The following is a 19,602-nucleotide window of genomic DNA, read 5'->3' on the forward strand; positions in this document are numbered from 1 at the left end:
GAGCATGCGTCGCGCACCGCGCGGGGGACGGGCCGGTCAGAACTCGCGCAGCCGCTCGCCGAGGTAACGGTCGAGGCCTTCCAGCGGGATGCGCTCCTGCTGCATCGAGTCCCGGTCGCGCACGGTCACGGCGTCGTCCTCGAGCGAGTCGAAGTCGACGGTCACCGCGAGCGGCGTACCGATCTCGTCCTGACGGCGGTAGCGGCGGCCGATCGCGCCCGAGTCGTCGAAGTCGACGTTGCGGCGCTTGCGCAGCCGGTCGGCCAGGCCGCGGGCGAGCGGCGACAGCGCCTCGTTGCGCGACAGCGGCAGCACGGCGACCTTCACCGGCGCGAGGCGCGGGTCGAGGCGCAGCACGGTGCGCTTGTCGGTGCCGCCCTTGGCGTTGGGCACCTGCTCCTCGTCGTAGGCGTCGACCAGGAACGCCATCAGCGCGCGCGTCAGGCCGAAGGACGGCTCGATCACGAACGGCACGTAGCGCTCGTTCTTGTTCTGGTCGAAGTAGCTCAGGTCTTTGCCGGAGTGCTCGATGTGGGTCTTCAGGTCGAAGTCGGTGCGGTTCGCGACGCCCATGAGCTCGCCCCACTCGCTGCCGACGAAGTCGAACCGGTACTCGATGTCGATGGTGCGCTTCGAGTAGTGCGCCAGCGAGTCCTTCGGGTGCTCGAACCGGCGGATGTTCTCCGGCTTGATGCCGAGCTCGGTGAACCAGTCCCAGGCGAGGTCGATCCAGGTGTCGAACCACTGCTCGTCGGTGCCGGGCTCGACGAAGTACTCGATCTCCATCTGCTCGAACTCGCGGGTGCGGAAGATGAAGTTGCCGGGCGTGATCTCGTTGCGGAACGCCTTGCCGATCTGGCCGATGCCGAACGGCGGCTTCTTGCGCGAGGTCTGCAGCACCGACGCGAAGTCGGTGAAGATGCCCTGCGCCGTCTCGGGGCGCATGTAGTGCAGGCCGGACTCGTCGTCGACGACGCCGAGGTAGGTCTTCATCAGGCCGGAGAACTGCCGGATCGGCGTCCACTGGCCCACCTTGTCCGGGTGGTCCGGGTCGGGGATGTCGTCGAGGCCGTTCGCCGGCGGGTGGCCGTGCTCGGCCTCGTACGCCTCGAACAGGTGGTCGGCGCGGTAGCGCTTGTGCGTGATCAGCGACTCGGTCAGCGGGTCGCTGAACACCTGGACGTGGCCGGAGGCCTCCCACACGGCGGTCGGCAGGATGATGGCCGAGTCGAGGCCCACCATGTCGCCGCGGCCGCGCACGAAGGCGTTCCACCACTCGCGCTTGATGTTCTCCTTCAGCTCCACGCCGAGGGGGCCGTAGTCCCACGCCGAGCGGGTGCCGCCGTAGATCTCGCCGGAGGGGAACACGAATCCGCGGTGCTGCGCCAGCGTGATGACGGAATCCAGTCTCGACGGTGCGGCCATGGTGCTCCCCTGTGCGATGCGGGTGGTGGGACCCGTCCATCCTACTGAGGATGCGCCCCGGCCCGCCGCCGGGTCACGAGCCGGCGCGGAACTCCTGCTCCAGGATCGCGTACACCGCGGTGTCCGACCACTCGCCCTTGAAGATCTCCGTCTCGCGCAGCAGGGCCTCCTGGCGCATCCCGAGGCGCTCGCAGAGACGCGCGGAGGCGTCGTTGCGGGCGTCGAGCTGCGCGAACACGCGGTGGGCGCCGAGGGTGTCGAAGCACAGCTCGAGCACGCGCTGCGCGGCCTCGGTCGCGTAGCCACGGCCGTGCACGGCGGGGTGGAAGACCCAGCCCATCTCGAACTTGCCCCAGGTCGCGTTCTTGAGGAACAGGCTGATGTCGCCGATCACGCGGCCCACGCCGCCGTCCGGGTCCGCCAGCTCGACCGCGAAGACGATGCCGTCGCCGTTCTCCGCGAGGCGGTTCATCGCGATGCGCTTGCGTAGGTGCTCGGCCGACTCGTCGTGGTCGTGCACCTCCCAGTAGAGGTAGCGGACGACGTCCTTGAGCTTCTGGTAGGCGTGCACGTCCTCCAGGTCGCCCGTGTTGAGCGGCCGGAGCAGCAGCCGCTCGGTGCGGAGCTGCTCGGCGGCATACGGGAGGCCGGTGGCGCCATGCGGCGCGACGGCGGTCGTGGTTGCTTCGTCGCTCACGGTCGCTCCTTACGCGGTCGGTTCAGGATGCTGCGGACTCGTCGTCCACGGCGGAGAGTCGGGGGCGGGAGGCGGCTTCGGCCTCGACGTCGACGCCGAAGAGGGCGGCCACGCCGTCCACGAACGCGGACGCGTCGCCGTTGCGGGCGAGCTCCCGGGCGCGGACGGACGGAGTGTGCAGCAGCACGCCGGCGAGGTGGCGCAGGGCCGCCTCGGTCTGCTCGCTGCCGTCGCCGCGGCCGCGCGCCCGATCGATCTCGGCGTCCAGCACGTCGAACACGTGCTTCCGCAGCGCGACGAGGGCGGGCGTGACAGCCTGCTCCGCGGTCCGCGCGCGGTACTCGGCGGCCGCGGCGTCCACGATGCTGCGTGCGTCGTCGGCGGCCTGCAGCTCCTTGAGCGGCGCGTGCAGCGTGATGGTCTCGAGGTCGAGGAGTTCGACGCCGAGCAGTTCGGAGACGGCCGGGTCGACGTTGCGGGGGAGCCCTAAGTCGATGACCAGGCGGCGCTCCAGCGCTCCCGGACGGGTGAGCGCGTCGGCCAGGACGGATCGGGTCAGCACGTAGTCGGTGACCGCCGAGCAGGTGACGACGAGGTCGCTCTCGGCGAGCGCATCCACCAGGCCGTCGGAGGCGACGGGGAGGATGTCGTGCGAGCGGGCGAACTTCGGCGCACGGCCGGAGGGGGAGTACACCCGCACGTCGGTCGCTCCGCGGTCGCGGAGGGCGGCCAGGCTGGCGCCCGCGTACTTGCCGGTCCCGACGAGGAGCACCCGGGTCTGCGACCAGTCGCTGACGCGGCTCTCGGCGAGGTCGAGCGCGAGCCGAACCATCGAGCGGCCGGCCGACATGATCCCTGTACGGTTCTTCACGCCGCGGGACGTGCGCGAGGCCACCTGGAACACCCGCTCGAGCTCGCTGGTCACCGATCCGGCGGCGCGCGCCGACTCGAGGGCGCGACGCACCTGGCCGGCGATCTCGCCCTCGCCCACCACGACGGACTCGAGCCCGCTGGTCACGGCGAAGAGGTGCTCGGCGACCGCGTGGTCGCTGTAGACGGCGCTCGCCGCGCGCAGGGTGTCCGGGTCGATGCCGGCGGCGCTGCTCACCGCGTCCAGCACGGCTTCGGTCGAGACGGCGCGGGCCGCGGGCAGCGGCTCGTCGATCTCGAGGTAGGCCTCGAACCGGTTGCAGGTCGCGAGCACGACCGAGCCCGAGACGATGTCGCTGTGCTCCGAGAGTGCGGCGGTGATGGCCGGAGCGTGACGCTCGAGCCGTTCCAGGAGGTCGAAGTCCGCCGTCCGGTGACTCGACGAGAAGCACAGAAGCACGACGAAAGCCTACGCTCGCGTCCGGCCAACCTCGAATCGGCGCCCAGTCGGCGGTTAGCCCAGCGCGCGCCCAGACACCACCCTGGCAGAATCGTGGGGTGACCTCCCTCCCACCCGAGCATCCCCTCGCCTCCGGGCGCACCCCGAACAGCCCGCTCGTCCGCGCCTACCAGGGCGACCGGCCGGAGGTGACCCCGGTCTGGTTCATGCGGCAGGCCGGGCGTTCGCTCCCCGAGTACCGCGAGCTGCGGGTCGGCACCCGCATGCTCGACGCCTGCCTCGATCCGGCGATGGCGAGCGAGATCACGCTGCAGCCGGTCCGCCGGCACGGGGTGGATGCGGGCATCTTCTTCAGCGACATCGTCGTGCCGCTGAAGCTCGCAGGCGTCGACGTGGAGATCCAGCCGGGCAAGGGCCCGGTCTTCGCGCAGGCCGTGCGCACGGCGGAGGACGTCGACCGGCTGACCGCCGTCGACCCCGCCGCCCTCGGCGCCGACGTCTTCACGCCCATCCAGGAGGCCGTGCGGCTGACCATCGCGGAGCTGGACGAGACGCCGCTCATCGGCTTCGCCGGAGCGCCGTTCACCCTGGCGGCGTACCTGGTCGAGGGTGGTCCGTCGAAGGACCACATCCGGGCTCGTACCCTCATGCACGCCGACCCGGAGGCGTGGGCGCGGCTCATGGCCTGGACGGCCGACATCTCGGGCGCCTTCCTGCGCGCCCAGGTGCTCGCCGGCGCCAGCGCGGCGCAGCTGTTCGACTCGTGGGCCGGATCCCTGTCGTTGCACGACTACGTCACGCATGTCGCGCCTGCGTCCGCGCGGGCCCTGTCGCACGTGCGCGACCTCACCTACGAGGTGGCCGGCGCCGCTGCGGAGGAGGGCGGCGTCGCCGAGGCCGAGGTTCGGAACGTGCCGCTGGTGCACTTCGGCGTCGGGACCGGAGAGCTGCTGAAGGCGATGCACGAGGCCGGGGCCGACACCGTCGGTGTCGACTACCGCATCCCGCTCGACGAGGCCAGCCGGCGGCTGGGTCATGTCGTTCCGGTGCAGGGCAACGTCGACCCGGCGATGCTCGACGCCCCCTGGCCGGTGCTCGAGGCCCACGTCCGCGACGTGCTCGACCGCGGACGCGAGGCCCCGTCGCACGTGCTCAACCTCGGCCACGGCGTGCCGCCGGAGACCGACCCGGCCGTGCTGACCCGGGTCGTCGAGCTGGTCCACGGGTGGCGCCCGGAATGAGCGACGTGCCCGATCTCCCGGGCGACGGCCCGGTGACCGAGGACGAGGTCGGCGAGGAGCTCCGCCATGTGGTGGAGGCGCCGCCGACGCGCATCGTCGTGGTCGGCGGGGGAGTGGCGGGTCTGGTGGTCGCGCGCGAGTGCGCACGTCCCGGGTTCGAGGTCGCGCTGCTGGAGGCGTCGGGCCGGGTCGGCGGCAGCGTCGCACCTCTGTCCCTCGGTGGGATGGTCGTGGACGCGGGCGCGGAGAGCTTCGCCACCCGCGGCGGTCACGTCGCCGAGCTGCTGCACGACCTCGGCCTGGACGACGACGTTGTCCAGCCGAACCCGTCTGGCGCCTGGGTGCGTCACGGCTCGCGCTCCGTCCCGCTTCCCAAGGCCGGACTGCTCGGCATCCCGAGTTCCCCGCTCGCGACGGATGTCGCGGCGGCGATCGGGTGGGGCGGCGCGTTCCGCGCGTACCTCGACCGGCTCATGCCGGTGCTCAAGATCGGGCAGGAGCGGAGTCTCGGCACCCTCGTGCGCAAGCGGATGGGACGGAAGGTCCTCGACCTGCTGGTCGCCCCGGTCGCGACCGGCGTGTACTCGGCATCGCCCGACGACCTCGACATCGACGTGGTCGCACCCGGCCTGAATGCGGCGCTGACCCGGCTCGGCTCGCTCTCGGGAGCGGTCGGTGAGCTGCGGTCCGCCTCCAAGGCCGGAAGCGCGGTCGGCGGCATCCGGGGTGGGATGTGGCGGCTGCCGGAGGCGCTCGTCGCCGACATCGAGGCGCGGGGCGGGATCGTGAGGACGGACTCGCCGGTCGCCTCCATCCGCCCGTGGAGCGTCGCGCCGGAGGCTGAGGCAGCAGACGTCAGCGAGGATGCCGAGGCGCGCCCCGCGCGCTGGCTCCTCACCCTGCGCGACGGCACGCAGCTTCCGGCCGACGCCGTGGTGCTCGCCTCACCGGCCGACGCCTCGCTGGAGCTGCTCGCCGGGCTCGGGGATGAGCTCGCCGCACTGCGCGCGCTCGACTGGCCCCCCGCGTCGAGCGTCGAGCTCGTGACCCTTGTCATCGACGACGCCCGGCTCGCGACAAGCCCGGTCGGCACGGGGGTGCTCGTGGCGGACGTTCCGGGCACGGACGTCCGCGCCAAGGCCATGACGCACTCCAGCGCGAAGTGGGCCTGGGTCGCGGAGGCCGCCGGCCCCGGCCGCCACGTGGTGCGCCTCTCCTACGGCCGCGCCGGACGCACCGACGGGACGTCGACCCTGTCGGACGCCGAACTCCGGGCGATCGCCATCGCCGACGCGGCGCGGCTGCTCAATATTCCGTTCGCGGAATCCGCCGTTAGGGCATTCGCCCGCACCCCCTGGACGAACGCCCTGCCGTATGCGACAGTGGGGCAGCGGGAACGCATCGAGCGCGTCCGCTCCGAGGTCGACGGCGTCGAGGGTCTCGAGGTCACCGGGTCCTGGCTGACCGGAACGGGCCTCGCCTCCGTCATCCCGGATGCTCGCCGCACGGCCGAGCGGGCACGAGGTCTACGGTGGAAAGCCCTGACGGAGGCCTTGCAGGCCGACGGCGGGACGGAACACGGACCGACGGACACGGAATAGGGAGACGGAATGCGCGGCAAGATCCTCTTCATCACCGGAGCGGCGGTGGGCTACGTGCTCGGCGCGCGTGCCGGTCGCCAACGCTACGAGCAGCTGAAGGCCGCGGCCGCGAAGGTCTGGGAGTCGCCGGGAGTGCAGAAGCAGGTGCACTCGGTCGAGGACTTCGTCGCCGACAAGGTGGGAGAGTTCCCCGAGACCGTCTACGTGACGATCAAGAAGTTCGTGGTGCGCGCCAACGAGCGCCGCCGCGAGGCGCGGGCCCCCTACCCGTCGCCGGCCGCCGAGGCGGCCATCCGGGCCGCAGACGGCTCAGGCCCGTCGGCCTCCTGACGGAGTACTGTACGGAAGCGACGAGGGGAGACGCGATGACCGACCCGGTACGGCCCGAGAGTGCGCGCACGAAGTCTCTGGGGCAGCTGGTCTCCGACCTGCCGCGACAGCTCGTCGGGCTGCTGAAGGCGGAGCTCGCCCATCTGAAGGCGGAGTTCGCCGAGAAGGCCAAATATGCCGGGGTCGGCATAGGGCTGCTCATCGGTGCCGCGCTGCTCGCGTTCTACGCGCTCGGCGCGCTGATCGCCGCGGCCATCCTGGGGATCGCGGTCGCGCTCCCCGCGTGGGCGGCCGCGCTGATCGTGTTCGGCGCGCTGATTGTGATCGCCGTCGTGCTCGCGCTCATCGGCATCCGCTCGTTCAAGAAGATGGACGGCCTTGCTCCGTCGCAGACCATCGACAGCATCAAAGAGGACGCGGACGCGCTGAAGGGGCTGGGCAAGTATGACAACTGACCGCAGCGACGTCGACCGGGCGCGCGCCGAGCTGGCCGCGACCGTGGACGCGATCGAGTACAAGCTGAACGTGCCCAAGCGGGCGAGCGAGCGCATCCAGCGCCTCCGCAAGGACAACCCGGCCGCTCTCGCGGGGCTCGCGGTCGGAGCCGCTGTCGCGGTGGCGGGCGCGGTCTGGGGCATCGTGGTCCTCGTCCGACGGTGAGCGCCGGCACGTTTTTGGCCTTCCCAGGTTTCGGAGGGAGACTGTGGGTATGAGTACCCCGGCTGCCGTTCCGGCAGAGTCGTCCGCCCCCGACACCCCCGACGAGAACCCGACCGGCTTCACCCTCTGGGCCGTGCTGCGCCGTGACCCGGCGCGCCCCGACGACCTCGACGGCACGGATGTGCCGACCTTCGTCGACGAGCTCGAAGGCGTCATCGCCGACATCGAGCTGCAGGGGGTGACCACTCGCGGGCTCTACGACGTCTCCGGTCTCCGCGCCGACGCCGATCTGATGATCTGGCTGCACGGTCCCGAGGCCGAGACCCTGCAGTGGGGACTCCGTCAGCTGCGCCGCACGCGCCTCCTGAAGAGCCTGCTCCCGACGTGGAACGCGATGGGCGTGCACCGCGACGCCGAGTTCAACAAGTCCCACGTCCCCGGCTTCCTCCGCAGCAAGGAGGCGCGCAACTGGCTGTGCGTCTACCCCTTCGTGCGCAGCTATGAGTGGTACCTGCTGCCCGACGAGGAGCGCGGCAAGATGCTCGCCGAGCACGGCAGGAAGGGCGCCGCGTTCCGCTCGGTGCTCGCCAACACGGTCGCCTCGTTCGCCCTCGGCGACTACGAGTGGATCCTGCCGATGGAGGCCGACGAGCTCACCGACCTCGTCGACATGATGCGCGAGCTCCGCTACACGGAGGCCCGCCGCCACGTGCGCGAAGAGGTCCCGTTCTTCACCGGCCGCCGCATCGAGGCGGCCGAGGTCGTGGAGGTCCTCCAGTGACCGACGCGCAGACCCCTGACGCCCAGCCCACCCAGCGGGTGCTGGGCGCCACCCCCGCGGCGGCATCCGGCCCGGAGCACGTCACCGAGCCGACCGCCTACGACGCCATCCTGCTCGCGGGATTCGGCGGCCCGGAGGGCCAGGACGACGTCATCCCGTTCCTCCGAAACGTCACCCGCGGGCGCGGCATCCCGGAGGAGCGCCTGGAGGAGGTCGCGCACCACTACCGCCACTTCGGCGGCGTGAGCCCGATCAACGACCAGAACCGCGAGCTGAAGGCGGCCCTGGAGGGGGAGCTCGCCGAGCGCGGCATCGACCTGCCGGTGCTCTGGGGCAACCGCAACTGGGACCCGTACCTGGCGGACGCCCTGCGTGAGGCCGACGAGCGCGGGTTCACCAAGCTCATCGCCATCGCGACCAGCGCCTACTCGTCCTACTCGAGCTGCCGCCAGTACCGCGAGGACTTCGCGGCCGCGCTGGAGTCGACGGGCCTGGAGGGGCGCATCCAGATCGACAAGGTGCGCCAGTTCTTCGACCACCCGGGCTTCGTGGAGCCGTTCATCGAGGGCGTCCGCACAGCGATCGACGAGCTGCAGCAGAAGCTGCCGGGCCTCGACCCCGCGACCGAGGTGCGCATCCTGTACTCGACGCACTCCATCCCCTCCACCGACGCGGCCAAGTCCGGACCCGCGTCGCGCGGCTTCGGCGAGGGCGGCGCGTACGCCGCGCAGCACCTCGCGGTCGCCGAGGTCGTCACGCAGGCCGCGACCGGCGGCACCGTCGAGTGGGATCTGGTCTACCAGTCCCGCTCCGGCCCGCCGTCGATGCCGTGGCTGGAGCCCGACATCAACGACCGGATCGCCGAGCTTCCCGCGCTGGGCGTGAAGGCCGTCGTCATCGTGCCGCTCGGCTTCGTGAGCGACCACATGGAGGTGCTCTGGGACCTCGACAACGAGGCCATGGAGACCAGCGACGAGAACGGCCTGGTCGCCGTCCGCGTCCCGACCCCCGGCACCCACCACGCCTACGTGAAGGGCCTCGTCGACCTGGTGCTGGAGCGGCGCGACGCCGTCCCGGCCGACCAGCGCCCGGCCGTCACCGCGCTCGGCCCCTGGTACGACGTGTGCCGTCCGGGATGCTGCGAGAACGTCCGGCTCGGCTTCAAGCCGGCCGCTGCGGGACTGGCGCCGTGACCGGGACCGTGACGAGGGTCGACGGCGCGGCCGAGCGCCGCGACGGCGTGCTGCGCATCGGCACGCGCGGCAGCGCCCTGGCGGTCGCGCAGACGACCGCGGTCGCCCAGTCGATCGCCCGTGCCACGGGCGCCGACGTCGAGCTCGTCACGGTGACGACGCAGGGCGACACCTCGCGGGAATCGCTGGCGCAGCTGGGCGGCACCGGGGTGTTCGCGACGGCGTTGCGGGATGCGCTGAGCGCCGGGCACGTGGACCTGGTCGTGCACTCGCTCAAGGACCTGCCGACCGCGCCCGCTCCCGGGCTCGTGATCGGCGCCATCCCGAAGCGTGCGGACGCGCGCGACACCCTGTGCGCCCGGGACGGCCTCACGCTGGAGACGCTCCCGGAGGGAGCACGCGTCGGCACGGGATCTCCGCGTCGCGTCGCCCAGCTCAAGGCGCAGCGCCCGGACCTCGACATCGTGGACCTCCGCGGCAACGTCGACACCCGCCTCGGGATGGTCGCGTCCGGTGAGCTGGACGCGGTGGTGCTCGCCGCCGCCGGTCTCAGCCGGCTGGGCCGCCTCGACGCGGTGACCGACTACTTCTCGCTGTCGCTCATGCCGACCGCACCCGGCCAGGGCGCCCTCGCCCTCGAAGTGCGCGCCGGGGATGAGAAGGGCCGCGGCCCGATCGCCCGGGCCCTCTCGGCGGTCGACCACGTCACGAGCCACGCCTCGGTCGTCGCCGAGCGGATCGTGCTCGCCGGACTCGAGGCAGGATGCGCCGCCCCGATCGGCGCCACCGCGCTCGTCGACGACGGCCTCCTCTTCCTCACCGCGACCGTGTACCGGCCCGACGGCTCCGAGCACCTGACCGCCTCCCATGCCGCGACGCCCGACTCGCTCGGCGCCGCCCACCTCGTCGAGGCCGCCCACGACGTCGGCGATCGCGTCGTCGCCGAGCTGCTCGGCGCGGGCGCCGCCGACCTGGCGCCGCTGGGGAGCTCGCGATGACGAACACGGCTCCCACCCCGAAGCCGCTCGCCGGCTGGCGCGTGCTCGTGCCGCGCGGCGGTCCGTGGGGCGACTCCGTCGCCGCCGACCTGCGGTCGAAGGGCGCCTCCCCGGTCGTCGCCGCGATGATCAACTTCGCGCCGACGGCGGACGCGCCGGCCCTGGAGGCCGCCCTCGCCCGGCTCGCGAACGGCGAGTTCGACTGGATGACCGTCACGAGCGCGACCACGGTCGACGTCCTCAGCTCGCAGCGCGCGGTGGTGCCGCCGAGCACCCGCGTCGCCGCCGTCGGCGAGACGACCGCGGCCGCCCTGGCCGCGGCCGGCTACCACGTCGACCTGGTGCCGTCCGAGGACAACTCGGCGCGCGGGCTGCTCGCGGAGTGGGAGGCCGCCACGCAGGGAGCCTTCCCGCTGCGCGTCCTCACGCTCCGGTCCGAGATCGCCAAGCCGCTGCTCACCGAAGGCCTCCGCCGGATCGGCCACGACGTGGAGTCGGTCGTCGCGTACCGCACGGTCGGCGTCCCGGTGCCGGAGAACGTGGTCACGGAGGTCCGCGACGGACTGTTCCAGGCGATCCTCGTGACCAGCGGCTCGGTGGCCGAGCAGGTGCAGCAGCAGCTGGGCCCGGTGCCGGAGTCGACGCTGATCGCCGCGATCGGCCCGCAGACGGCCCGCGACGCCCGCGCCTTCGGTCTGCGGGTCGACGTCATCGCGGCCGAGCGCACCGCCGCATCCCTCATCGACGCCGTCGTGCAGGTCGCGCTCTCCCGGGCGGTCGACACCTCCGACGACGAGTACTGACACCGAACCGGCTACCCGGACCGTTCGGCAGCCGCTCAGCCACGCGGGCGTAGGCTGATGTGAGTGAGTGAACTGCATCCCGTCATCCGTCCCCGACGGCTGCGGCAGTCCCCGGCGATGCGCCGGCTGACCGCGGAGACCCGCCTCCACCCCGCCGAGCTGATCCTTCCGCTCTTCGTGCGCGAGAGCGCCACCGAGCCCGTCCCCATCGGCTCGATGCCCGGCGTCTCGCAGCACAGCCTCGACTCGCTGAAGCGCGTCGCGAACGAGGCCGCGGAGGCCGGCGTCGGCGGCCTGATGCTCTTCGGCGTGCCGGAGACCCGCGACGCGGTCGGCTCCGCGGCGACCGACCCGGACGGCATCCTCAACGTCGCCACCCGGGTGCTGGCCGACGAGGTGGGCGACGCGCTCGTGGTGCAGACCGACCTGTGCCTCGACGAGTTCACCGATCACGGCCACTGCGGCGTCCTGGACGAACGCGGGCACGTCGACAACGACGCCACCCTCCTCCGCTACCGCGACATGGCCGTCGCCCAGGCCGAGGCCGGCTCGCAGCTGCTCGGGCTGAGCGGGATGATGGACGGCCAGGTCGCCGCCGTGCGCGAGGCCCTGGACGACGCCGGGCACACCGACGTGGTGATCCTCGCCTACGCGGCCAAGTACGCGTCCGGTTTCTACGGGCCGTTCCGCGAGGCCGTCGACTCCCAGCTCTCCGGCGACCGCCGCGCGTACCAGCAGGACCCGGCGAACCGACGCGAGGCCCTGCGCGAGGCGCGGCTCGACCTCGAGGAGGGCGCGGACATCCTCATGGTGAAGCCGGCGCTGAGCTACCTCGACGTGCTGAGCGATGTCGCCGCCATCAGCGATGTCCCGGTGTGGGCGTACCAGGTGTCCGGCGAGTACGCGATGGTGGAGGCCGCGGCGGCCAACGGCTGGATCGACCGCGACCGCATCATCCACGAGACCCTGATCGGCGCCAAGCGTGCGGGCGCCGACGCGATCATGACCTACTGGGCGACCGAAGTGGCGGGATGGCTGCGATGACCGATGTGAACCTCCAGCAGTTCGAGCGGGCGCAGCGCGTCATCCCGGGCGGCGTGAACTCGCCGGTCCGCGCCTACGGATCCGTCGGCGGGACGCCGCGGTTCCTGGTGTCGGCGCGCGGCCCGTACGTCACCGACGCGGAGGGGCGCGAGTACGTCGACCTCGTCGCGTCGTGGGGTCCGGCCATCCTCGGCCACGCGCATCCCGCGGTCGTGGAGGCGGTGCAGCAGGCGGCGGCGCGCGGACTCTCGTTCGGCGCATCCACGCCGGCCGAGACAGAGCTGGCGGAGGCCGTCATCGGGCGCGTCCCGTTCGTCGAGAAGCTGCGGCTGGTGTCGACCGGCACCGAGGCGACGATGAGCGCGATCCGTCTGGCGCGCGGGTTCACGGGACGCCCGCTGCTGATCAAGTTCGCCGGCCACTACCACGGGCACTCGGACAGCCTGCTCGCCGAGGCCGGCTCGGGCCTCGCGACGCTCGCCCTCCCCGGCTCGGCCGGCGTGACGGAGGCGACGGCCGCGCAGACCATCGTGCTGCCCTACAACGACCTGGATGCGGTCCGCGCGGTCTTCGAGGCGCAGGGCCCCGACATCGCCGCCGTGATCACCGAGGCCGCGGCCGCCAACATGGGCGTGGTAGCTCCGGAGGACGGCTTCAATGCGGCCCTCGCCGACCTCGCCCACGAGTTCGGCGCCCTCCTCATCCTCGACGAGGTGCTCACCGGCTTCCGGGTCGGCCCGGCCGGCTACTGGGGTCTCGACCGCGGCTACACCCCGGACCTCGTCACGTTCGGCAAGGTCATCGGCGGCGGGATGCCGCTGGCGGCTCTCGGCGGACGCGCGGAGCTCATGGACTTCCTCGCGCCGGCCGGCCCGGTCTACCAGGCGGGCACGCTGTCCGGGAACCCGGTCGCGGTCGCCGCGGGTCTCGCCACGCTCGCCAACGCCGACGCGGCGGTCTACGCGCGGCTCGACGAGGTGGCCGCGACGCTGTCCAGCGGCGTCTCGGACGCGCTCGGCGCCGCCGGCGTCGCCCACCGCGTGCAGCGGGCGGGCAACCTGTTCAGCTTCGTCTTCGGCGACTACCCGCACGCGCCGCGCACCTACGCGGAGGTCCAGCGGCAGGAGGCGTACCGCTACCGGGCGTTCTTCCACGCGATGCTCGACCAGGGCGTCTCGCTCCCGCCGAGCGTCTTCGAGGCCTGGTTCGTCACGGCCGCACACGACGACGCGGCCGTCGCCCGCATCCTGGACGCCGCCCCCGCCGCCGCCCGCGCGGCGGCCGCCGCCACGCTCTAACCCGGGTCCCCCCTTCGCCGAGGTGCACCTTGTTGCGCACTCCCACGGCGTGTCGACCGCAACAACGTGCACCTCGACGAAAGAGGAATCGGGGGAGGGGTTACGCGTCGGGGGCGGCGGGCTCGCGCGAGAGCGACTCCACGTAGGTGTACGTGGCGGAGGCGGGCCAGCCGTCCGCGTCGAGCAGCGCGTAGACGTCGAAGTTGAGCGTCCCGCCTCCGCCTGCGGCGCGCCGCAGCGTGCGCGGCGGGGCGTCCGACGACGACCGCACGGTCACCGTCTGCGGCTCCGCGCCGGAACGCAGGAGGCGGGCGCGGAAGGTGGTGGTCCGGGTCATCCCACCACTTTCCCACGCCCGCCCCAGGTGCGGGACCGCGGCCGCCCGGGCAGCGGCCCGGCCGTCACGACCGGATCAGGCCAGCGCCCCCTCGCGCGCCATGTCGCGCGAGGACGGGTCCGTGAGGGTTCGGAGCGACTCCCGGTGCCAGCCCGGACGCGTCTTCTGGAGCACGACCAGCATCACCACCGTGGCCAGGAGCCCGGTCAGGGCCGGGCCGAGGTAGGGAGCGAGCTCGAAGCCGCCCGGAGCAGGGGGGAACACCTGCACCAGATAGCTGCTCCCGAAGTTGAAGGCCCCGTGCGCGGCGATCGCGAACCACAGCGAGTTGCTGGCGAGGACCAGCAGACCGAAGAAGACACCGAGCAGGAACGTGTACAGGAAGACCAGCGGCTGCTCGACCGCGATGGCGAAGTGCGCCGCAGAGAAGGCGACCGACATCACGATGACGATGGTCAGCGCGTTGGCCTTTCGGGCGAGGAAGGCGGGCACCATGCTCCGGAAGATCAGTTCCTCCGCCCCACCCTGCACGGAGAATGCGAGCAGCAGCGCCAGGCCCATCAGCCAGAACATCGGCGTGCCCAGCGGGCCGGGATCGAAGGTGAACCGCGAGCCGAAGACCAGGCTCTTGATGCCCGTCGTCGCGGCCGACATGAGCACCCCGAGCAGCAGACCGACAGGGATGAACATCCCGATCCGGTGCCGACTCATGCCGCTCGCGCGGAATCGGTTGGGCACCGCCCAGACCAGGAAGACGACCCAGAACAGAGCGAAGGTCGCCAGCATGCCGAGCAGACTGCCCAGTTCGGGGTTGCTCTCCTTCAGGGGCTTCAGCAGCGTGTCGGACAGCGTGCCCGTTGCGATGGTCAAGGATGCGAGAGCGAACGCCCCCACCGTGCCGAGGGCGACATAGACCGCGGCGGGAAGACGGGTGAGTCGGGAATAGAAGCCGTTCCTGACCGGCCCGGCTTCGAAATGGTACTGCGTGCGCATGCGGCGCTCCTTGGATGAAATGAGTCGGAGGACGCTCGAGTGAGCGTCCTCCGACTTATGACGTGCATTTCATCCGGAACGTGACGCACGAGGCGTCACCCACCGCTGGCTGACGGTCCCTAGGCTTGGCCGTGCGACTCGCGAGAGCGCCGCGACAGCGAGTCGATGATGACAGCGAGCAGCAGCACCGCTCCGGTGATCATGAACCGGTACGACGAGTCCAGGTTCAGCAGTGTCAGGCCGTTCGAGATCGACTGGATGACCAGGATGCCGAGCAGCGCCGACCACGCCGAGCCGCGCCCGCCGAACAGGCTCGTGCCGCCGATGACCGCTGCCGCGATCGCGTTGAGGTTGGTGTCCGTGCCGCCCGAGCCGGCGCCGACCGACGCCAGTCGCGCGGCGGCGAGCAGGCCGCCGACCGCCGCGAACGTCGAGCAGAGGATGAACACGCTGATGAACACCCGGTTGACGCGGATACCGGCGCGCCGGGCCGCCTCCACCGAGCCGCCGACCGCGAAGACCGAGCGGCCCCAGCGGGTGCGGGTGAGCAGGAAGTTCATCACGATCACGAGGATCACGAAGAACAGGAACATCGCCCCGGTCCCGCGGTCCGTCGAGAGGTACCAGACGCTGATGCAGAGGCCGATGAGCAGCAGGACGGCCTTCACCGCGACCACCGTCATCGAGCCCTCGGAGAGCCCGGCGTTCCGGCGGCGCACGTTGCGGCGGAAGTCGGAGAAGAACATCCCGCCCGCGGCGATCACGGCCAGCGCGTAGGCCGCCCACGGCGGGAGGAACCACTGCTGCGCGAACTTCACGATCCACGAGTCGTAGGGGATGTTGATCGAACTGTTCGCGCCGAGGATCCACAGCTGCAGGCCGAGGAACCCGAGCAGTCCGGCCAGGGTGATCACGAAGCTCGGCACGCCGAACCGCGTGAACAGGAACCCGTAGAGCAGGCCGATCGCCGAGCCGGCCAGGATGGCCAGGATCACCGTGAGCCACAGCGGCCAGTGCAGCTGGGTGAAGCCGACGCCCAGGATGGCCGCGGCGACACCGCTGACCGAGCCGACCGACAGGTCGATCTGGCCGAGCAGCAGCACCAGCACGATGCCGATCGAGATCGTGCCGATCGCCGCGCACTGCAGCGTCAGGTTGACCAGGTTGTTCGCGCTCAGGAAGTTCGGGTTGAGGATCTGGAACACGACCCAGATCACGGCCAGCCCGATGACCACCGGGAGCGACCCGAGGTCGCCGCCGCGCACCCGCCGGCCGAACGCGCGCACCGCTCCGGCGAGGCCCTCCTCGCGGATGAGGCGCTCGTCCTGGAGGTCGGCCGCCATCTCGGCCGGTGTCTCGGCGGCGGAGGACGCCGTCGTCTGTCCTGCCTTCGTCATGCTTCCGGGCTCCGTTCTGCGGATTCTTCGGCCTCCATGAGGCGCTCGGCACGGCGGACGACCACGTTGTCCGTCGCGCCGGTGATGGCGGAGATGATGTCCTCGTAGCTGACCTCCGGTACGCGGAAGTCGCCGTTGTTGCGGCCGAGGCGCAGCACCGCGACGCGGTCCGCGACGGCCTGCACGTCGGCCATGTTGTGGCTGATCAGGATGACGCCGAGGCCGCGCTCGCGCAGCCGCTCGATGAGGTTGAGCACCTCGGCGGTCTGGGCGACGCCGAGGGCGGCGGTCGGCTCGTCGAGGATGACGACGCGCGGGTCGCCGATCAGCGACCGGGCGATCGCGACGGTCTGCCGCTGCCCGCCCGAGAGGGACGCGACCGCGATGCGCACCGAGGGGATGCGCGCGGAGAGCTGACGGAGCAGGCTCCACGAGCGCTTCTCCATCTCCTCCTCGTCGAGGGTGCCCTTCGTGATCTCGCGCCCGAGGAACAGGTTCGAGACCACGTCGAGGTTGTCGCAGAGGGCGAGGTCCTGGAACACGGTCGCGATGCCCAGCTCGCGGGATGCCGCGGGCGACGGGATCGAGACCTCCTGGCCGTCGAACTCGATCGTCCCCGCATCCTGCGGGTGCACCCCGGCGAGGATCTTGACGAGCGTCGACTTGCCGGCGCCGTTGTCGCCGACCAGGGCGACGACCTCTCCGGCGTAGACGTCGAGGTGGATGTCGGTGAGCGCTTGGACGGCGCCGAACCCTTTCGAGACCCCGCGGAGGGAGAGGACGGGCCGGCGGGTCGACCGCTCCTCGTCCACGATGGCGGATTCCATGGTCACGGCGTTCTCCTTCGAGCTGTGCGCAGCATGCTTCCTGTTCTCAGGCTAGATCGGAACCACCCGGCCCGGGATGCACCCTTCCGAATGAGAGGGGCATCCCGGGCCGGGATCGTCCTACGGGGTTACTTGATGCCGTACTTCTCGCAGTCGGCCTTGTAGTCGGCGGTGCAGATCTTCGAGGCGGAGTCGGCTCCGTAGAACTCGTCCTTGACCACCGTGCTCTGGATGTTGTCCGTCGTGACCGAGACCGGCGTGAGCAGGAACGACTGGATCGCCGCGCCGCCCGCGGTGTTCACCGTGGTGTCGCCCTTCGGCTTGTTGCCCTTGGTCAGGTCGACGGCGAGCTCCGCCGCCTTCTCGGCCTCCGGCTTGAGGGCCTTGTACACGGTCATGTACTGGTCACCCGCGAGGATCCGCTGGATGCCCGCGAGCTCCGCGTCCTGACCGGTCACCGGCGGGAGCGGGTTGACGTTGGCCGCCTTCATGGCCGCGATCGCGCCACCACCGGTGCCGTCGTTCGCCGCGTAGACGCCCTTGATCTGGTCCTTGAACTGCGACACCTGGCCGGACACCCAGTCCTGGGCCTTGGCCGGGTCCCATCCGGGGGTGTCGAACTCGGCGAGCACCTTGTAGCCGCTGGAGTCGATGACGCTGTGCGCGCCCTTCTTGAACAGCGTCGCGTTGTTGTCGGTCGGCGAACCGTTGACCATCAGGATGCCGGCACCGGACGGCACGCCGTCCTTCTTCAGCTTGTCGACGAGCGCCTGGCCCTGCAGCTGACCGACCTTCTCGTTGTCGAACGAGATGTAGTAGTTGCTGTCCGGGCTGTTGATGAGACGGTCGTAGGAGATGACCGGGACGTTCTTCGCCTTGGCCTCGCCGACGATGGAGGCGGCCGCCTCGCCGTCGAACGGGTCCAGCACGAGGACCTTGACGCCCTGGGTCAGCATCGACTCCGCCTGCTGCTGCTGCTTGCTGGCGTCGCCGTCGGCGTTCGCGTAGAGGACCTTGCAGCCGGAGCAGAGCTCTTTGACCTTGGCCTCGAAGAACGGCTTGTCCGCGGCCTCGTAGCGGGCCGTGACGGAGTCGGGGAGGAGGAGGCCGATCTGTGCGTTGGCGGCGTCCTTGGTGCTTCCACCCGAACTGTTTCCGGAACCGTTGGAACACGCTGTGAGGGTGACGGCTGTGAGCAGGATCGCGGCCGACGCGATGACCGCTCTCTTGGTGGCGATCTTCATTGAAAAACCTCCGATTCGGGACCGCCTTCGTTGGCGGCTGCGTTGAGTGTCCCAGAGGCGGCTTTTGGCGTCAAGAGTTGAAGCCAACCGATTCCGTAACGGTTCGCGCCCGGTTCGGGGGACACGGTGGGAGCGCGTTCAGTACGAGACGCCGTCGGAGGAGATCGACACGCAGTCGACCGCGTACGCGACGGCTCCGAGGGCGGCCGCGCGGGTCCCTAGCTGCCCCTGGACGATGTCCGGCATCAGGTCCGGATTGACGATGATCGAGCGCTCCACGGAGTGCCGCATCGGCCCCAGCAGGAGCTCGCCGGCCCGGGCCAGTTCGCCCCCGACGATCACGCGCTCCGGGTCGAGGAGGTTGCACAGGTTCGCCGTCGCCACCCCGATGTGCCGGCCGGCGTCCGCGATCGCCCGGATGCAGCGCGCATCCCCGGCCATCGCCTGCAGCACCACGTCGCCGAGCTTCAGACTGCCGAGGTGATCGCGGAGCTCCTCCAGGATGGCCGGGCCGCCCGCCAGTGCCTCCAGGCATCCGCGGTTGCCGCAGCGGCAGAGCGGTCCGTTCTCGCGGATGGTGGTGTGGCCGAACTCGCCGGCGACGCCGTGGTTGCCGCGGAACACCTGCCCGTTGAGGATCAGGCCCGCGCCGATCCCGTCGCCGATGTCGAGCGTGATCGTGTTGCTCTTGCCCCGGCCGGCGCCGAACCGGGACTCGCCCAGCGCGCCGAGATTGGCGGAGTTGTCGATGAAGACCGGGCGTTTGATCCGTCGCTCCATCGACTCGGCGATGGCCACGCCGTCCCAGCCGCGCATGATCCCGCTGCGCGCGATGGTGCCGGTCGCCCGGTCGATCGGGGCGGGCACGGCGATGCCGATCGCCAGCAGGTCGCTGCGGGACGCATCCACCGACTCCAGCATGTCGTTGAGCAGCAGCGACACCTTGTCGAGCTCGTTGTCGGCCCGGTGGTCGCGCGCCAGCGGCATGTGGTTCTCGGCCACGACGGTGTGGGCGACGTCGGCCAGCGCGACGCGCAGGTGCCGGGTCGAGAAGTGCACGCCGACCACGAGCCCGAGAGCGTGGGCGAGGGTGACGTGCTGGGCCCGGCGGCCCGAGCGGATGCTCTGCGCGGTGTGCAGCACGCCGGAGGTCGAGAGCTCTTTGACGATGTTGGACACGGTGGCCGGGGAGAGCCCCGTCGCACCGGCCAGCTCGACCTGCGTCAGGCCCCCGTGCTTCTTGATGGCGTCGACGATGCGGGCTCGGTTGGCTTCACGAAGTGAAGTCTGCGAACCCGGAGTTCGTCGCTGCGCTGCCACGACGAGAAGGATACATGGCCGCGGACGGGTCGATCCCCGACGAATGTGATGGCTTTGTGAGATTCCTATGACGCGCGGGCGGC

The 19,602-nt window shown here is 71.2% G+C and carries 20 protein-coding genes; 11 read left to right on the plus strand and 9 right to left on the minus strand.

The window, feature by feature from the left end; translation table 11 throughout:
* Positions 1–36 precede the first annotated feature (36 nt).
* The 3 genes from J2W45_RS13905 to J2W45_RS13915 all read right to left on the minus strand — a co-directional run bounded on the left by J2W45_RS13905 (position 37) and on the right by J2W45_RS13915 (position 3,452).
* The gene (locus J2W45_RS13905; protein WP_310132919.1) at positions 37–1,425 is read right to left on the minus strand and encodes a glycine--tRNA ligase; all 1,389 of its coding nucleotides are present in this window, start codon (positions 1,423–1,425) and stop codon (positions 37–39) included.
* A gap of 73 nt (positions 1,426–1,498) precedes the next feature.
* A complete protein-coding gene (locus tag J2W45_RS13910; protein ID WP_310132921.1) occupies positions 1,499–2,122 on the minus strand; it encodes a GNAT family N-acetyltransferase in 624 nt (207 codons plus the stop codon).
* A gap of 22 nt (positions 2,123–2,144) precedes the next feature.
* Positions 2,145–3,452, minus strand: a complete 1,308-nt coding sequence (locus tag J2W45_RS13915) for a glutamyl-tRNA reductase (RefSeq protein WP_310132923.1) — start codon at positions 3,450–3,452, stop codon at positions 2,145–2,147.
* Positions 3,453–3,550: 98 nt separating this feature from the next.
* On the opposite strand from J2W45_RS13915, the gene hemE reads away from it, so the two are divergent.
* From hemE to hemL, 11 genes are all read left to right on the plus strand, one after another.
* The gene (gene hemE / locus J2W45_RS13920; RefSeq protein ID WP_310132926.1) at positions 3,551–4,693 is read left to right on the plus strand and encodes a uroporphyrinogen decarboxylase; all 1,143 of its coding nucleotides are present in this window, start codon (positions 3,551–3,553) and stop codon (positions 4,691–4,693) included.
* 5 nt (positions 4,694–4,698) lie between these two features.
* Positions 4,699–6,294 (plus strand): protoporphyrinogen oxidase, encoded by a 1,596-nt coding sequence (hemG, locus tag J2W45_RS13925; protein ID WP_310132927.1) that lies wholly within the window; start codon positions 4,699–4,701, stop codon positions 6,292–6,294.
* Positions 6,295–6,303: 9 nt separating this feature from the next.
* Positions 6,304–6,624, plus strand: a complete 321-nt coding sequence (locus J2W45_RS13930) for a hypothetical protein (protein WP_310132929.1) — start codon at positions 6,304–6,306, stop codon at positions 6,622–6,624.
* A gap of 35 nt (positions 6,625–6,659) precedes the next feature.
* A complete protein-coding gene (locus J2W45_RS13935) occupies positions 6,660–7,079 on the plus strand; it encodes a phage holin family protein (protein WP_310132931.1) in 420 nt (139 codons plus the stop codon).
* The gene (locus J2W45_RS13940; protein WP_310132934.1) at positions 7,069–7,284 is read left to right on the plus strand and encodes a DUF3618 domain-containing protein; all 216 of its coding nucleotides are present in this window, start codon (positions 7,069–7,071) and stop codon (positions 7,282–7,284) included. The genes J2W45_RS13935 and J2W45_RS13940 overlap by 11 nt, the downstream gene beginning before the upstream one ends.
* 49 nt (positions 7,285–7,333) lie before the next feature.
* On the plus strand, positions 7,334–8,065 hold the full coding sequence (gene hemQ / locus J2W45_RS13945; RefSeq protein ID WP_310132936.1) for a hydrogen peroxide-dependent heme synthase: 732 nt from the start codon (positions 7,334–7,336) through the stop codon (positions 8,063–8,065).
* The gene (locus J2W45_RS13950) at positions 8,062–9,258 is read left to right on the plus strand and encodes a ferrochelatase (protein WP_396427090.1); all 1,197 of its coding nucleotides are present in this window, start codon (positions 8,062–8,064) and stop codon (positions 9,256–9,258) included. The genes hemQ and J2W45_RS13950 overlap by 4 nt, the downstream gene beginning before the upstream one ends.
* On the plus strand, positions 9,255–10,256 hold the full coding sequence (gene hemC, locus J2W45_RS13955; RefSeq protein ID WP_310132939.1) for a hydroxymethylbilane synthase: 1,002 nt from the start codon (positions 9,255–9,257) through the stop codon (positions 10,254–10,256). The genes J2W45_RS13950 and hemC overlap by 4 nt, the downstream gene beginning before the upstream one ends.
* Positions 10,253–11,059, plus strand: coding sequence for a uroporphyrinogen-III synthase (locus J2W45_RS13960; protein WP_310132940.1), 807 nt, complete (start codon positions 10,253–10,255; stop codon positions 11,057–11,059). The genes hemC and J2W45_RS13960 overlap by 4 nt, the downstream gene beginning before the upstream one ends.
* Before the next feature lie 117 nt (positions 11,060–11,176).
* A complete protein-coding gene (gene hemB / locus J2W45_RS13965; RefSeq protein WP_310135035.1) occupies positions 11,177–12,103 on the plus strand; it encodes a porphobilinogen synthase in 927 nt (308 codons plus the stop codon).
* A complete protein-coding gene (gene hemL, locus J2W45_RS13970) occupies positions 12,091–13,401 on the plus strand; it encodes a glutamate-1-semialdehyde 2,1-aminomutase (protein ID WP_310132943.1) in 1,311 nt (436 codons plus the stop codon). Before hemB ends, hemL begins: the two co-directional genes overlap by 13 nt.
* Positions 13,402–13,501: 100 nt before the next feature.
* On the opposite strand, the gene J2W45_RS13975 is transcribed toward hemL, so the two are convergent.
* From J2W45_RS13975 to J2W45_RS14000, 6 genes are all read right to left on the minus strand, one after another.
* Positions 13,502–13,738 carry a hypothetical protein gene (locus J2W45_RS13975; protein ID WP_121263242.1) on the minus strand — a complete coding sequence of 79 codons (237 nt, stop codon included), beginning with the start codon at positions 13,736–13,738 and terminating at the stop codon, positions 13,502–13,504.
* A 75-nt stretch (positions 13,739–13,813) separates the two neighbouring features.
* Positions 13,814–14,731 (minus strand): CPBP family intramembrane glutamic endopeptidase, encoded by a 918-nt coding sequence (locus J2W45_RS13980; protein WP_310132947.1) that lies wholly within the window; start codon positions 14,729–14,731, stop codon positions 13,814–13,816.
* A 119-nt stretch (positions 14,732–14,850) separates the two neighbouring features.
* A complete protein-coding gene (locus J2W45_RS13985; RefSeq protein ID WP_396427120.1) occupies positions 14,851–16,074 on the minus strand; it encodes a sugar ABC transporter permease in 1,224 nt (407 codons plus the stop codon).
* Positions 16,075–16,124: 50 nt separating this feature from the next.
* Positions 16,125–16,955, minus strand: coding sequence for an ATP-binding cassette domain-containing protein (locus J2W45_RS13990; protein WP_310135038.1), 831 nt, complete (start codon positions 16,953–16,955; stop codon positions 16,125–16,127).
* 128 nt (positions 16,956–17,083) lie between these two features.
* A complete protein-coding gene (locus tag J2W45_RS13995) occupies positions 17,084–18,199 on the minus strand; it encodes an ABC transporter substrate-binding protein (RefSeq protein WP_310132949.1) in 1,116 nt (371 codons plus the stop codon).
* 138 nt (positions 18,200–18,337) lie between these two features.
* The gene (locus J2W45_RS14000) at positions 18,338–19,519 is read right to left on the minus strand and encodes an ROK family transcriptional regulator (RefSeq protein WP_310132952.1); all 1,182 of its coding nucleotides are present in this window, start codon (positions 19,517–19,519) and stop codon (positions 18,338–18,340) included.
* Positions 19,520–19,602 lie beyond the last annotated feature (83 nt).

The organism is Leifsonia shinshuensis, from assembly GCF_031456835.1.
In the GTDB taxonomy this organism is placed as follows: Bacteria; Actinomycetota; Actinomycetes; order Actinomycetales; family Microbacteriaceae; genus Leifsonia; species Leifsonia shinshuensis_C.

Bases quoted from the DNA above. Each gene is read 5' to 3' on its own strand.
- J2W45_RS13960 (WP_310132940.1), top strand. From the start codon at position 10,253: ATGACGAACACGGCTCCCACCCCGAAGCCGCTCGCCGGCTGGCGCGTG.
- J2W45_RS13995 (WP_310132949.1), bottom strand. From the start codon at position 18,199: ATGAAGATCGCCACCAAGAGAGCGGTCATCGCGTCGGCCGCGATCCTG.
- J2W45_RS13905 (WP_310132919.1), bottom strand. From the start codon at position 1,425: ATGGCCGCACCGTCGAGACTGGATTCCGTCATCACGCTGGCGCAGCAC.
- hemB (WP_310135035.1), top strand. From the start codon at position 11,177: ATGCGCCGGCTGACCGCGGAGACCCGCCTCCACCCCGCCGAGCTGATC.
- J2W45_RS13985 (WP_396427120.1), bottom strand. From the start codon at position 16,074: ATGGCGGCCGACCTCCAGGACGAGCGCCTCATCCGCGAGGAGGGCCTC.
- J2W45_RS13975 (WP_121263242.1), bottom strand. From the start codon at position 13,738: ATGACCCGGACCACCACCTTCCGCGCCCGCCTCCTGCGTTCCGGCGCG.
- J2W45_RS13930 (WP_310132929.1), top strand. From the start codon at position 6,304: ATGCGCGGCAAGATCCTCTTCATCACCGGAGCGGCGGTGGGCTACGTG.
- J2W45_RS13980 (WP_310132947.1), bottom strand. From the start codon at position 14,731: ATGCGCACGCAGTACCATTTCGAAGCCGGGCCGGTCAGGAACGGCTTC.
- J2W45_RS13940 (WP_310132934.1), top strand. From the start codon at position 7,069: ATGACAACTGACCGCAGCGACGTCGACCGGGCGCGCGCCGAGCTGGCC.
- J2W45_RS13935 (WP_310132931.1), top strand. From the start codon at position 6,660: ATGACCGACCCGGTACGGCCCGAGAGTGCGCGCACGAAGTCTCTGGGG.
- J2W45_RS13990 (WP_310135038.1), bottom strand. From the start codon at position 16,955: ATGGAATCCGCCATCGTGGACGAGGAGCGGTCGACCCGCCGGCCCGTC.
- hemQ (WP_310132936.1), top strand. From the start codon at position 7,334: ATGAGTACCCCGGCTGCCGTTCCGGCAGAGTCGTCCGCCCCCGACACC.
- hemL (WP_310132943.1), top strand. From the start codon at position 12,091: ATGGCTGCGATGACCGATGTGAACCTCCAGCAGTTCGAGCGGGCGCAG.